The sequence below is a fragment of the Anabaena sphaerica FACHB-251 genome (assembly GCF_014696825.1).
Lineage (GTDB): Bacteria > Cyanobacteriota > Cyanobacteriia > Cyanobacteriales > Nostocaceae > RDYJ01.
Genome location: NZ_JACJQU010000007.1, coordinates 1 through 14,823, shown reverse-complemented (window position 1 = coordinate 14,823; position 14,823 = coordinate 1). Strand labels below are relative to the sequence as shown.

Sequence of the window (14,823 nt, the reverse complement as noted above, 5' to 3'; positions counted from 1 at the left end):
CGATCTCACTTTTACGCGTTGTTTTTTAGGTTTTAACTATGAATCAACCAATTGAGCTTTCCTTGGAACAGCAATTTAACATCCGTTCATTTGCCACACAAGTCAAGGATATGAGCCATGAACAAGCCCAAGACTTTTTAGTGAAGCTATATGAGCAAATGGTTATGCGGGAAGCAACTTATAAAGAGCTTCTCAAGCATCAGTGGGGATTAGATTCAGGTTCCACTATGGCATAGAGTAAGGTTGCTTTTGTCGCAGTGGGCGACCTCCTTCTCTTGCTTGGTTCCAATAGAGGAAAAAAGCTGGGGATGCTGGGGCGTCAACTTCGATCACTAATACCCACCCGATTCCACAAAGTTAACTCAATCAATCATATCCCAGTCTAATAATAGGCTGACCAAGTTTCTAGAGCATGATATTACTTACATATAGCCCAAACTAATCTAGTCTTTACATAAGATCCACTCATGAAATCATGACAAGCTTTTCTTGTGTGCCGAGCTTTGACGGCGCAACCTACTGAGTTGTGATGTGAAGAGTGCAGGATTATTTGCACTCTAATCGTACCAGATAAAATATCCAGTGTGATTAAGCTTTACATTTTATATAACTCTAATTTAGATTAATCAAGATATTTTATTTACAAAACTTTACTTTTTTTGAATACCACACTCTTACAACACATATACTACTTGTAATATAGTTGATTGAACTTTAACCAGATATGTCAAAAGATGAATCAGTATCAATTGTTTCCAGTTTGGCTAAAATTTGCCGTTTAATCTTTTCATACTCCTGTTTCAGCAAAGTTTTACTAGTTTGGGCATCCGTAGATGATGTAGATACCTTGCTGATTTCTAGCCACTCTTGCAGTCGTTCACGTTGAATTGGAGCAATACTGGAAACTAGAACATGGTTACAGCGGCTGGGTGTTTCTCGTGCAAAAAACAACAAGCGATAACAACCTGTATAATGCAGCAAGCGAATGATTTCCTGACCAAAATTGGTTTTGAGATCAAGGTAGTAAGGCAACCATTTAGCTCCGTGTTCGCGGTTGTAGATGACTGTAATCCATAACACCATGGGATGGGGAAGAGAAATAAAAAGGAATTGATTGTATCGAGTACAAACTAAACGCTTTTGAATTTCCTGCTGAGGTAGCATCACCCACAAGGCTAGAGAAAATTCGCCATTATTATCAATGGGTTGAGGAAAAACAATATCAGCAATTGGTTTATTTGGTGGCCAAGAAAGCTGCCGAGTAACATCATCATTGATTGAGGATAAGCGCAGTTCAGTTTTGAGTTTTTTTTCCGATATTGTAGATATCGGTCGTTCAATTTTCGTCTTTTTTTCAGGCTGCGGTTGAGTTTTTAAGTTCTGCGTGGTTGCAGGAATATTTTGACTATTTGATTGACTGATTTTGTCTTGCTGTTCTGCGGCTACTAAGACACTGAGAATTTCCTTGACAGTTTGGGGGCGATCTTTTGGTTTTTTTTCCAAACAACTCATTATCAAATCTTGCACTTGCTTTGGTATTCCTAATTTAGGATTAGCCTCAGCAAAAGACATGGGTTTTTGAAATTTATGGGTTTGATACCAGGCTCCAAAAGAATGGGTTGATGCGACTAGTGGCATCTTAGCTGTGAGCATTTCAAACATCATCACACCCAAACTATAAATATCAGAGCGATTATCTAATTCTTTGCCTTCAATTTGTTCGGGAGAAGAATAAGCAAGAGTACCCAAATAAAATTTCGTCTGATCACTATCCGACATGATTAACTTGGCAATCCCAAAGTCTAAGACCTTGACTAATTCTCCAAAACTGGGGTCTTGAATCACCAGCATATTGCTCGGCTTAATATCACGATGAATAATGGGGCAGATAACTCCATCTACGGGGATACCATTGTGAGCAGATTGTAAACCCAGGCAGATTTGCCGTGCCATGCTCAGGAATCTAGGTAAAGAAAGAGTTTGGGTGCGGATGACAGTGCTTAAGCTTTGTCCTTGCAAGTATTCCATAACGTAGTATGGGGTGTTATTTTCATCTACGCCATAGTCCATTACGCGGACAATATGAATATTTTTTTGACCTAGTAAGGCACAGGTTTTTGCTTCTCGCTCAAAACGCTCTTGCAAACGCATTTTTTCGTTTTCGATGGATAAAGCAAGAAACTTGATTGCAACCGGCACACCTCCCAACAAAATATCCTTAGCACGATACACCCGTCCCATTGCTCCAGTACCAATTAACTCTTGAAGCTGGTAACGGTTGCTAAGTAAGCGACCAGTGTTGGGGTCTGACATAAAAAATTCGACTCCAATGTTCAAAAATCGTGGATGAAATAGGCTACTGCCATCACAGGTTGACGATGAATATGCTTATTGGGGTTGACGTTCTAGACTGGCTTCCATTGTACTGGTTAGAAAATGACCTGCTAAGATACCGCTTGCAAGGTAGTAACTATCCTCTGAAACCTGGTGTAGAGTTTCAAAACCGCTGCGACGTTCGCGATCGCCCAGTACCCAATAACGTTGTACGATGGTATCGGGACAAATCCAACCTTCACCTTCAATCTGTCCCAATATATTGTGCTGGAGTAAAAAAGTATATTGGCGATCACCATCATGGAGTCTTCCTTTGTATTGGCAAGATATTTCTGAGCGATCACTACCTGGAAATACCAACTTTGTTGCCATAGAAAACCAGTCATCACGATCCCAAACAACCAAAGTCATGCCCTTAAAGCTGACAGGCATACTATTCCGTTCCAGCCAACTTCCTTGCATGATCCAGCGTCCTGGTTCCAACAAAAAACTGTGAGCCACCTTATAAATTCCTTTGATTTTTTCAACAAGCAATAATGATTAGGAGTTCAGTATTTACAACAGCAATCAATAGAGACGTTACCCTATAACGTCTCTACAGCAGTAAAACCCTATTGGTACATAGCTTTTCCACTCTCCTGTTTGTACTTCATTTACCTGCATAAGATCTAAGTTAAGTATTTGTCTTTCCCTCACCAATCACCAGTCACCTGATGCACCTCTCCTAAAACCACTTCTTGATCTGCTCCAGTCGCAGCAGGTAAATTACCAGGAATACCTAACTGTTTCCAGTAAGCTAAAACAGCGAAAGCGATCGCTTCTTTAAACGCTGCACTTAAGCCGACTTCATCTGTAGTTAAAACTGCTACTTTCCCCAACAATAACTCTAATCGATGTTTTAAGTAAAGATTCTGACTACCGCCCCCACATAATAATACCCGTTCTGGCATTCGCGGTAAAAAATTACGGTAACTATAAACAATCGAAGCCGCTGTCAGTTCTGTAAGTGTTGCCAGCACATCTGCGGGGCTGAGTTGGTAGGCTTGGGAATCTTGTAAGCACTGGTGTAGATAAGTTACACCAAATAACTCACGCCCTGTAGATTTAGGGGGTGGTAAATGAAAGTAATCTTGACTTAGCCATTGTTCTACTAATGGATAGCAGGGAGTACCACTAGCTGCCCAACTGCCATTTTCATCGTAACTTTTAGCACCATTGCTAAAATGCTGCACCGCCAAATCCAATAGACTATTTCCCGGACCTGTATCCCAACCGCGAATTTGAGCAAGCCAGTGATCACGGCGTGGAGGTAGATAAGCTACATTACTAATACCACCAATATTTTGAATACAACGCCCCTCCTGCGGATGACTGAGTAAATAAGCATCGACTCTAGGAACTAAAGGCGCACCATGACCACCAATAGCAATATCAGCCACACGGAAATTACTGATAGTAGTAATACCTGTAAGGCGAGCAATAACAGCCCCCCGACCAAGTTGCAAACTGTAACCAAGAGATGGCTGATTTTCCCCACCACCCCACCTTCCCACTTGCCCAGAAAAATGGGGTGGTCGATGGTAAACTGTTTGACCGTGGGAACCGATTAAAGTAGCAGGTGGATGACCAACTTGAATATTTTGGGCAGCTTGGGCAAAAACGAGAGCGATCGCATCATCGATTTCTGCTAATTCTGCCATTGAGATCGCCGCATCGGCACAAATAGCCAATATTCTTTCTCTTAGTTCAGCAGGGTAAGGATAGGTTTCCCCTGCGAGTAATTCAACTTTGAGATCCAAATCTGTACCGACAATCTCTACTAAGGCAGCATCTATACCATCCACAGATGTGCCACTCATTAAACCTATAACGCGAGTCGGGTGCATTTACAGAGATTCTGGTGTGATTGCAAAAGGTAGTTTAACTCAAATGTTACCTTGTTCAAAACCAGAAGTTGCCACTTTGACAAAGAATACAGGAGTCAGAATAGTTTTGACATACTCCCCAGCCTAAAGGCGTGGGGATTCTGGGGTCAAACAGCAATTGCTGGCGTAGCCAGTCTAACATCACCTAACCCAATGGTTGATACCCCAACCATTTGAATATTTATAGTGGCGTTTTCATCTCTTCCATTTACGGAATTACAAGATGGACAACGCCATTTTCTAACAGATAAATCCAGTTTTTCTAAAATATGCCCGCAATGAGAACAAGTTTTACTAGATGGATACCATTTATCTATATAAACAAGTTGTTTATTTTTCTTTCTAGCTACCCATTCTAGTATTTGTAGAAATTCTCCAAAAGCTAAGTCTGATATTTTTCTCCCCCAAAGACGTTGCATACCCTTGAGGTTTAAGGTTTCAAAGCATAAAACATCAAACTTATCTGTTAACTTATGAGCTAGTTTCCAAAACCAATCACGTCTGCGGTTACAAACATCTTCATGTTTAAGAACTAAGTTCTTTCTAGCTCGTTCACGATTACTTGACCCTTTTACTTTGCTCGGAGGAAGAATACGAGATACTTGTGGAGTATTGTTCAGAAGCAAACCGTACTCAAAACTATGCACTTCGAGAGTTGATCCGGAAATTAAACAAAAGCCGTCTCCGGACGGGGCTTTAAACCCAGTTTTTTGGTAAAATCATGATTCATATTCTTAACTGGCAACTTACGTTATTAGACAATCAACTTTTCCCAGTGGGAATAATATGCAAATCAATATTTTTGAGCAAACGCATCAATTTTTGAGTTAAAGAAACTTTGAGGAGAATTTCCCAACGAGAACGCTGACTTTCACCGATGACTATCTGAGTGATGCGATATTTTTCTGCTACTTCTGAAATTGTCTGAGCAATGTTACTGCTGGTTGCCCGCACAAAATTTCCTGCAAATTCTTTACATAACTGCTCACAAATATCAACGTGTAGGCTTTCTTCCTTGGTAAGAAACCGATCAGGATTGGCAACAAACAAAACATAAAACGGAGCATTCATATAACCAGCTAACCTAGCACCCCGACGTAACAGTTGTACTGAATTAGGGTAAGTAGATACACAAACTAAAACCCGTTCCTGAACACTACAAATTTGACCTTTAGATGTAGAAGCAATAGCATCTTCTTCCACATTATCTGCCACTTCTCGCAAAGCCAATTCCCGCAAAGCAATCAAGTTACGTCTTTGGAAAAAGTTATCTAGAGCTTGTGGAATTTTTTCATGTGTATATATTTTCCCTTCCAGTAACCTTTTTTCCAGAATTTCTGGTGTCACATCTACAACTACCACATCATCGGCTACTTCCAGAATCCTGTCCGGGACACGCTCACGCACAACTACACCTGTAATTCTAGCTACTATATTATTAAGACTTTCCAGGTGTTGAACATTCATAGTCGAGTAGACATCAAGACCTGCTGCCAAAATTACTTCTACATCTTCATAACGTTTTTCCCGTAGGGAACCCCGAACATTGGTATGAGCAAGTTCATCAACTAATACCAATTCAGGAGAACGGTGAATAATTGCCTGCGTATCCATTTCCGGCAGCATCAAATCACCACGAGGCAATAAGTGTGGGGGTATAATCTCCAGTCCCGCAGCTTTTTCAGCCGTTTCCTTACGTTCGTGAGTTTCCAAAAGTCCTATAACAACATCAATTCCTTCCTGTTTGAGTCCGTGTCCTTCTTCTAACATTCTGTAGGTTTTGCCTACACCGGGAGCCATACCAATAAATATTTTGTGTTTTCCCCTTCTTCCCGAATACAAGGGATAATTGGCAGGTGTTAACTGTATTTCACTGCTGGGAATCATACAAACTAATGACCAATGACCACTAACCAATGACTAATGACCAATTATTGATTTTGCTGACGATTTAGTTCTTGCAGGTCAAGAGCATAGTTTAAGCGTAAAACATTAACTCCCGATTCACCGAAAATACCTAAAAATCTACCATCAGTATACTTGTTAATCAAAGGGATAATTTCATCTTCTTTGATGCCCCTTGACTGTGCGACTCTTGCTAACTGCTGTCTTGTTGCTTTCAAAGAGATATGGGGATCTAAACCAGAACCAGAAGTGTAAATTAAATCAGCCGCAGGTTGTATATTCTCATCTTGAAATTGAGTTGCTTCCTCAATAATTCTATTAGTTAGCTCTGGATTACTAGCAGCAAGATTGCTTCCCCCAGATATACCCGTGGGCTTGGCTTTTCTACCTTGGCTATATTTCACAGCACTAGGACGACCATGAAAATATTTATCTGATGTAAAAACTTGACCAATCAAAGCCGAACCAATTGGTTGAGCATCTATATTTAAAACTATGCTGCCGTTGGCTGAAGAAGGGAAGGCAAACTGACCAAACCATAATATTGCCAAAGGATAAATAATTGCTGTTAACAACCAAAGTAATAAAATGATCCGCATGGCTCGGATAGTTTCTCGAATTAATACCATAATTGAATTGTGGTAATTGTTGATTGTTGATTGTTGATTGTTGATTCGATTTTGGATTTTGTATTTTGGATTGTATTTAACCAACTCCAATCTAAAATCTAAAATCTAAAATCTAAAATTTTCTTACCCAGTCCCTAGTCCCCAGTTCCCAGTCCCCTGTGATTAAGCTAAACCTGCAACTGTAATTAGCATATCTATGAATTTAATGGCAATAAATGGAGCAATCACCCCACCTAACCCATAAAGAAAAATATTGCGTTGTAGAAGTTGATTAGCAGTCAAAGGTCGAAATTTTACACCCTTCAAGGCTAAAGGAATTAGAGCCGGAATAATCAAAGCATTGTAAATCAGTGCCGACAATACCGCCGAATTAACACTGGTTAACTTCATAATATTCAAGCTTTCTAAATTAGCAGCCGCAAAAATTACAGGGATAATGGCAAAATATTTAGCAATATCATTAGCAATGGAAAATGTCGTCAATGCCCCACGAGTAATCAACAATTGTTTACCAATACTGACGATATCAATGAGTTTTGTGGGATCAGAGTCCAAATCGACCATATTAGCAGCTTCTTTAGCGGCTTGAGTCCCTGTATTCATCGCTACACCAACATTAGCCTTTGCTAAAGCGGGAGCATCATTAGTCCCATCTCCTGTCATCGCCACCAATTTACCTTCTGCTTGTTCCCTTTGGATGACAGTGATTTTATCTTCTGGTGTAGCTTCGGCGATAAATTCGTCTACTCCTGCTTCTTTGGCAATTACAGAAGCCGTAATGCGGTTGTCCCCAGTTAGCATCACGGTACGCACTCCCATGCGCCGTAGTTGGTCAAAACGTTCTCGGATACCGGGTTTGACAATATCTTTAAGATAAATAACACCGTAGATTTCGTTATCGAGGCAGACAGCTAGGGGTGTACCTCCTTGGTGGGACACTTCTTCGTAAGCAGTATCTAGTTCTGGGGTTTCGCGTCCATTGCGGGAACGAACAAAGCCTTTAATTGCTCCCACTGCGCCTTTTCGCGCCTCATGTCCACCAGGAAAGTTAGTACCACTCATGCGGGTTTTGGCAGAAAATTCTACTCCTTGGGCTTGTTTTCGGTCTATATCAAATTTTGCGCCAAATTTTTCTGCCAATCGGACAATAGATTTACCCTCTGGAGTATCGTCAAATATACTGGCTGCCAAAGCAGCGTTAGCGATTTCCACCATTGAGTGACCGTTGATGGGGATAAAAGCTTCTGCCAACCGGTTGCCAAGAGTGATTGTACCTGTCTTATCTAAAACTAAAGTATTGATATCTCCACAGGCTTCCACTGCCCGTCCAGAGGTGGCAATGATGTTAAATTGGGCGACTCTATCCATACCTGCAATGCCAATAGCACTGAGTAAACTGCCAATAGTGGTGGGGATGAGTGCTACCAAGAGGGCAACTAATACGGTGACGCTAACGGGACTGTTGACATAATAGGCAAAGGCGGGCAAGGTTGCTACCACAAACAAAAAGGACAGGGTAAGCACTGAGAGCAAAATTGTTAAGGCAATTTCATTAGGTGTTTTAGTGCGTTCTGCCCCTTCTACTAAGTCAATCATCCGGTCAATAAATCCTTTACCGGGGTCAGCTGTGATGCGGATGATTAATTCATCGGAGATGATGCGCGTACCACCAGTAACAGAACTGGCAACGTCTGAACCTGCTTCTTTGAGAACTGGGGCTGATTCGCCGGTGATTGGTGACTCGTCTACAGAAGCTACACCCAAAATCACTTCCCCATCTGCGGGGATGATATCGCCTGCAACGACGTAGACAGTATCACCTTTTTTAAGACTGGTGGAAGAAATTTCTGTGATTGTGCCATCAACGACAATTTTTTTGGCGATGGTTGCTGATCTGGTAGACCGCAAAGCATCGGCTTGGGCTTTACCTCTTCCTTGTGCTAAGGCTTCGGCGAAATTGGCAAAAAGAACAGTGGAAAATAAAATCACTGTTAACAAGCCGTTGAACAGTTGGGGGTTTTTCTGGTTGACTGGTCCAAATATGGGGGGATAAATTGTGGCGGCTAGGGTGATGATTGTTGCCAACCAGACCACAAACATGATGGGATTTTTAATTGCATACTGGGGATGTAGCTTGAAAAAGGTATCTCTAATTACTCTGGTGTAGAGTCCTTTGGTACTGATTCGTGCTTTTTTGCGTTTGAGACGGCGATCGCTAGGACGCGAACGAGAAGATTTAGGTCTTGGGGTAGTTGCAGCAGAATTCATAAACGGGGATTGGGTATTGGGGATTGGGTATTGGGTTCTTTCTGCCTCCTGCCTTCTGCCTCCTGAGTCCTAACTTCCAGAGGCTAGTTTAAAACCTTCGGCGATGGGGCCTAAAGCTAAAACAGGGAAGAAGGTGAGGACTGCTAAAATGATGGTTACGCCAGCGGTGACGGTGGTAAATAGTAGGGAATCGGTTTTGAGAGTACCACGGGTTGCGGGGATTTTGGGTTTGCGGGACATACTATCAGCTAATAGAAGGATAGCGATAATGGGAATATAACGCCCTGCTAAAATACTGAAACTGCTACTCAAGTTCCACCATAAACTATTGTCTTTTAACCCCTCTAAGCCAGAACCATTGTTAGCTGCGGCTGAAGCATATTCATAAACTACTTGGGAAATGCCATGAAAACCGGGGTTACTAATTCCTGATAGGGAGATGGGATAAGCTAGGGCGATCGCACTAGGCACTAAAATCAGAATCGGGTGAATCAGTAGCACAACACTAGCCAGAAATATTTCCCTTTTTTCAATTTTGCGTCCCAAAAATTCGGGGGTGCGTCCTACCATTAACCCAGTTATGAACACGGTGAGGATCAGATAAATAAATAAGTAAGCTGTTCCTGTTCCCTGTCCTCCCCAAATAATTTGCAAAAATAAGTTAAATAAGGTGGAAAATATACCCTGGGGCATGAATGAATCGAGCATTCCGTTCACTGCACCGCACATGGTAGCGGTGGTTGTAACTGCCCATAATGCTGTTTCAGCCCAGCCAAATCTTACTTCTTTACCTTCTAAATTCGGTAGTTCTGTAGACAGGGCTTGGTTAATGATGGGATTTCCTTGTAGTTCACCAACGGCACTCACCCATATCAAAATCACAAAAATAATAAACACCATCCAAAACAGTAACCAAGTTTGTTTCAGATTATTGGCAAATACACCGTAGCTGTATATTAAAGATGAGGGAATAGCAATCATGGCGATGATTTCTAGTAAATTAGAAGCGCCATTGGGATTTTCAAAGGGATGGGCAGAGTTAGCACCAAAAAAGCCACCACCGTTTTGGCCTAGCATTTTAATGATTTCAAAGGAAGCAACTAGACCTCTAGGTATATACTGAGTTCCTCCTTCTAAGGTTTGGACAACTAAAGTATCTTCTAATGTTTGCGGTACACCTAAAGCAATGAGAGCGATCGCACCGATCATAGACAGGGGCAACAATATGCGTGTGATGGCACAGGTAATATCGACGTAAAAATTCCCTAACTTTCTACCTGTCAAACCCCGAATAAATGCAATTCCTACTGCTAAACCGGTTGCTGCTGAAGTAAACATTAAAAAGCCTAAAGCGGCTGTTTGGCTAAAATAGCTTAAGGTAGTTTCCCCAGTGTAGTGTTGTTGGTCGGTGTTAGTCAAAAAAGAAATTGTAGTGTGTAGTAATATATCCCACGTGGGCGTACTAAATCCTTGGGGATTCCACGGTAGAAGTCTCTGCAAAGAGATTAGTGTATACACAGAAATACCCATAATTAGGTTACTGCATATTACTGCCCGGATATACTGCCAAGCTGTCATCTCCTCTTTTTTACTGACACCCCCTACTATATAGATAATTTTCTCTATGGGGTTCATGATGGGATCAAGCATTGTGCTTTCTCCCAAAAAGACGCGGGCTATGTATTTTCCTAATCTGGGAGTGATAGCTATGACAATACACAGCGTTAACGCAATTTGTAAAAAACCTTGTCCCATGTATTTATTACTCAATTAAACTGAATTTATAACCGCTCAATGCTAAAAAATAATACCTAACTTACTGGTAAGTAAGTTTGATTGCTAGGGATTGGATGATATTTCATTTCATCTCAATTTATCAATATTGTTTTACTGGTTTCTGGATGTTTACTGAATTTAGTATTAAGAATATTTCAATTTTACTCTGGCAAGAATATAAAAAAGATGATATTTTTATTACACTAATACTGTTTATTTGTATAAGTTATCACCATACGATAAATTTGATACTAAAAGGACTGAGGTTAGCAGATGATTATATTCTATATTTTTGAGTTTGGGAAAAAATCTTGATTATTACATTAATTTTATTTATACATACCATTAATAATATCATGTCTGTTCAAATAACCGTCATTGCGACCGTAGGGAAGCAATCCTAAAAACCTTTAGATTGCGTAGTTTCACTTGCAATGACATATTCAGGGTGATGTGCCGGACATTCTATAATTTATCATGTATCAAAAATCTTTATCCAAAAAACTTTTATGGCTGATGCCACGCTACGCTATCAGGAAACCCTAATTTAGATATTTTCTGCACTGGAGAAAAACTGATCATTAGTCTTTTTGACTTTGGATATCCAACCTTGGTATTAGAGGTTGTTTGAAAAGTATTAGATGAAACCAATAATCTTCAGCAACCTAACCCCCCTTCCCTAAGAGGGAATGGGGGTTTCAAAGCCTCTCCCCGACGCGGGGAGAGGTTTGGAGAGGGGTTTATTTATACATTCAAAACTTTTAAAACATCCTATTTATGCAAAATTTCTCTGTAGGAAATATCGTCTGCAAATACGGCCTCAAATATAGGTGGAAAGAAAGTTTTGGGAAAGACCTATTTACTTATAACCGCAATTGAAGCAAAGGCAGAGCCTCTTAATGGCATTCCCAGTCAGAGACTGGGAACGAGATCATCTGTTTTGATTACATGATATTAATTGGATCTACGTCAATTGTTAAGCTGACGGAAGTAGGACAAAGCGCCCTGATTTCTCTCCAATCTGGTAAATTTGGTAGTGCGTCAGGAGCAAATTTTAGCAATATTTGCCAGCGATAACGATTAGCTACTCGTAAAATACTAGCTGGTGCTGGTCCCAATATCTCAAATCCTTCTTGATCGCTGAAAGTTGTAGCAATGATTTGGGCTGTGTTTTGGACTTGGATGGGATCAAGGCTACTGAAACGCAATAATATTAATCTGCCATAAGGGGGATAATTAAGTGCTTGGCGTTGTTCTAATTCTGCATCACAGAAAGATTGATAGTCATGAGTTTTAACGGCTTCAATAACTGGATGTTCTGGGGTGTAGGTTTGGATAATTACCCTGCCCGGATCTTCGCCTCTTCCTGCCCTTCCTGCAACTTGGGTTAAGGTTTGAAATGTACGTTCATTGGCGCGATAGTCTGATAAGTGCAGTAACCCATCAGCTGCAACTACACCGACAAGGGTAACTTGGGGTAAGTCTAAACCTTTGGTGAGCATTTGTGTACCGACTAATAAATCTGCTTCACCGTTGGCAAACTGGCTGAGTAAGTTACGGTGTGCGCCTTTGTTGCGGGTGGTGTCGCTATCAAAGCGAATTAATTTCAGGTGGGGAAATTGGCGGTTTAGTTCCTGGGCTACTCTTTGGGTTCCACTACCGAAGAATTTCAGGTAGGGAGAACTACATTCGGGACAGTGGGGAGGATGCGATCGCCCATAATTACAATAATGACATCTTAATAATTGGGGCGCTCCTTCTTCTACATGATGATAAGCCAAGGACACATCACAATTTGGACATTCCAGCACATAACCACAACTGCGACAAGAGACAAAGGTGCTATGTCCCCGACGATGAATAAATAAAATTCCCTGTTGTTTTCTTTCTTTTAACTCTTCTAGGGCTTCTTGCAGGGATTTACTAAATATAGAACGATTTCCCGCTTGTAACTCTCGCCGCATATCAATTATTTCTATCGGTGGTAAGGGACGAGAGTTGATGCGTTCAGGAAGAGATAGATATTGGGGACTGGGGACTGGGGACTGGGGACTAGATATAAAGTTATTCTCCCCTACTCCTCTGCTCCCCTGCTCCCCTGCTCCCCTGCTCCTCTGCTCCTCTGCTCCCCTACTCCTCTGCTCCTCTGCTCCCCTACTCCTCTGCTCCTCTGCTCCCCTACTCCTCTGCTCCTCTGCTCCCCTACTCCCCTGCTCCTCTGCTCCCCTGCTCCCCTGCTCCTCTGCTCCCCTGCTCCCCTGCTCTTTCACACTCACCCAACTTTCTAAGGAGGGGGTGGCGGAACCTAAAATGAGGGGACAATTTTCTAATTCTGCACGCCACTGGGCGACGGTGCGGGCGTGGTAGGTGGGGATGGGTGAATCTTGTTTAAAGCTGCCGTCGTGTTCTTCGTCTAGGATGATTAATCCTAAGTGGGGTAGTGGGGCGAAAATGGCGCTGCGAGTGCCTATGACTACTTGGGGTTCTCCGGTGAACATTTGTCGCCAGGTGTCGTAGCGTTCACCATCGGAAAGGGCGCTGTGATAAACCTGAACTTTGTTACCAAAGCGGGCGCGAAATCTGTCTGTGAGTTGGGGTGTGAGTCCAATTTCTGGGACTAAGACAAGGGCTGATTTACCTTGGTTAAGTAAGGGTGCGATCGCTTGGAGGTAAACTTCGGTTTTTCCTGACCCTGTTACGCCATGTAATAAAATTTGGGCAAATCCATTTAATGATTGTATTGCTTCTAAGGCGTTCGTTTGGGCTGCTGTTAATGACTTAGCTTGATCCCCAGCCATAAGGGGACTTTGTTCTCTGCGTAATATTTCCCGTTCTTCAATTACTATATAGCCTTTTTGTTCTAAGGCTTTTAAAGTAGAGGTACTGGTACTGCAAGTTTGCAATAATTCACTTTGCCATGATTCTCCACCTTGTCGTCTTAGCACTTCCACAATTTCTCTTTGACGGGGTGTTAAATCCTGGTAATTGTTATCTAATAGTGTGACTGCTTTTTGTAGCTTGGGTTGGTTTAGTCGTGGTGGTTCTAAATAGTTTTCTGCTAATCCCAAGCGGATTAACTCACGAGTTCCCCGATAGGCAGATTTAACTTTTTGTTGAATATAGTAATAGCTATAGTCACCTGTGGGGGTTTTCTGCAAAAGTTGGATAACTTGTTGCGCTGTTGGTGACATGAAAATGGCAGTATTGCTAGAGACATCCTGATCTTTTCCCAAGGATGTCAAACGCAGCCGACGTTGCGATCGCCCTAATAATCCTGGTGGTAAAGCTACCCGAATTACTTGAATTAGGGGCGTATAGTAATAGGCCGCTATGCGATTGAGTAATTCCCAATAGGTGCTAGGAAAAAATCCTCTACTGACGACATCTTCTACTTCCCTAATTTTCTCTGGTGCTAAATTTTCTGGGGGTTGAGATAAGAACCGAATTGCGATCGCTCCTACCTGTTGTGTCCCAAAGGGAACTGTCAAAATATCCCCTGGTTTTATTTCTAACTGTTCTGGTAATTTATATGTAAATAAGTCTGAGCTTCCTGGAAAATCTACAAGGACTTCAATCCATCGATAAAGATTCGTTTTTGACTGGTATGATTCTCCTGGTTCAGCTACAACTAGAGAGGATAAACTTACATCATGAATATACATATTTTTGGCTTTTTTAATAGATATTCGCTCATTTGTCTGGAGAAATTTCACCAGAATTACTTAACTTTAAGTTCTTAGTTTACTACAAACAAACTGTATTTTGCAATACTTTTATTACTCATCATACTTGATAACTTTGATTAGATGTAATCTACTAGACAAATCAATTTCTACAGTACGTGCAATAAATATTTGATGCTAACTACACAAATGAAAGTATCTTATACCAAGTTAATATGAAGCTGCATAGAAAAGAGCTTCGAGAATAAAGTTATAAGATGAGATAGATATCACCTCGTCAAAAGTAAGTTGCTCGAATAATTG

General features: G+C 41.4%; 9 protein-coding genes and 1 pseudogene. 1 reads left to right on the top strand and 9 read right to left on the bottom strand.

Translation table 11 applies throughout. The features are described 5' to 3' along the window. Positions 1-38 precede the first annotated feature (38 nt). The gene (locus H6G06_RS13780; RefSeq protein WP_190560995.1) at positions 39-236 is read left to right on the top strand and encodes an NblA/ycf18 family protein; all 198 of its coding nucleotides are present in this window, start codon (positions 39-41) and stop codon (positions 234-236) included. Between the two features lie 478 nt (positions 237-714). On the opposite strand, the gene H6G06_RS13775 is transcribed toward H6G06_RS13780, so the two are convergent. The 9 genes and pseudogenes from H6G06_RS13775 to priA all read right to left on the bottom strand — a co-directional run bounded on the left by H6G06_RS13775 (position 715) and on the right by priA (position 14,499). After that, positions 715-2,313 carry a serine/threonine-protein kinase gene (locus H6G06_RS13775; protein WP_190560993.1) on the bottom strand — a complete coding sequence of 533 codons (1,599 nt, stop codon included), beginning with the start codon at positions 2,311-2,313 and terminating at the stop codon, positions 715-717. Positions 2,314-2,388: 75 nt separating this feature from the next. After that, positions 2,389-2,835: a hypothetical protein gene (locus H6G06_RS13770; RefSeq protein ID WP_190560991.1), complete on the bottom strand. Its 447-nt coding sequence runs from the start codon at positions 2,833-2,835 to the stop codon at positions 2,389-2,391. Positions 2,836-3,026: 191 nt separating this feature from the next. Further along, positions 3,027-4,220 (bottom strand): anhydro-N-acetylmuramic acid kinase, encoded by a 1,194-nt coding sequence (locus tag H6G06_RS13765; protein WP_190560989.1) that lies wholly within the window; start codon positions 4,218-4,220, stop codon positions 3,027-3,029. 146 nt (positions 4,221-4,366) lie between these two features. Further along, a pseudogene (locus H6G06_RS13760) lies at positions 4,367-4,837 on the bottom strand (RNA-guided endonuclease InsQ/TnpB family protein); the annotation flags it as partial. 184 nt (positions 4,838-5,021) lie between these two features. Beyond that, the gene (locus H6G06_RS13755; protein ID WP_190560988.1) at positions 5,022-6,146 is read right to left on the bottom strand and encodes a histidine kinase; all 1,125 of its coding nucleotides are present in this window, start codon (positions 6,144-6,146) and stop codon (positions 5,022-5,024) included. A gap of 44 nt (positions 6,147-6,190) precedes the next feature. Continuing rightward, the gene (gene kdpC / locus H6G06_RS13750; protein WP_190560986.1) at positions 6,191-6,793 is read right to left on the bottom strand and encodes a K(+)-transporting ATPase subunit C; all 603 of its coding nucleotides are present in this window, start codon (positions 6,791-6,793) and stop codon (positions 6,191-6,193) included. A 162-nt stretch (positions 6,794-6,955) separates the two neighbouring features. Further along, positions 6,956-9,061 carry a potassium-transporting ATPase subunit KdpB gene (gene kdpB / locus H6G06_RS13745; RefSeq protein ID WP_190560984.1) on the bottom strand — a complete coding sequence of 702 codons (2,106 nt, stop codon included), beginning with the start codon at positions 9,059-9,061 and terminating at the stop codon, positions 6,956-6,958. Between the two features lie 69 nt (positions 9,062-9,130). Continuing rightward, a complete protein-coding gene (kdpA, locus tag H6G06_RS13740) occupies positions 9,131-10,816 on the bottom strand; it encodes a potassium-transporting ATPase subunit KdpA (protein WP_190560982.1) in 1,686 nt (561 codons plus the stop codon). Between the two features lie 965 nt (positions 10,817-11,781). Beyond that, a complete protein-coding gene (gene priA / locus H6G06_RS13735; protein WP_190560980.1) occupies positions 11,782-14,499 on the bottom strand; it encodes a primosomal protein N' in 2,718 nt (905 codons plus the stop codon). Between the last annotated feature and the right edge of the window lie 324 nt (positions 14,500-14,823).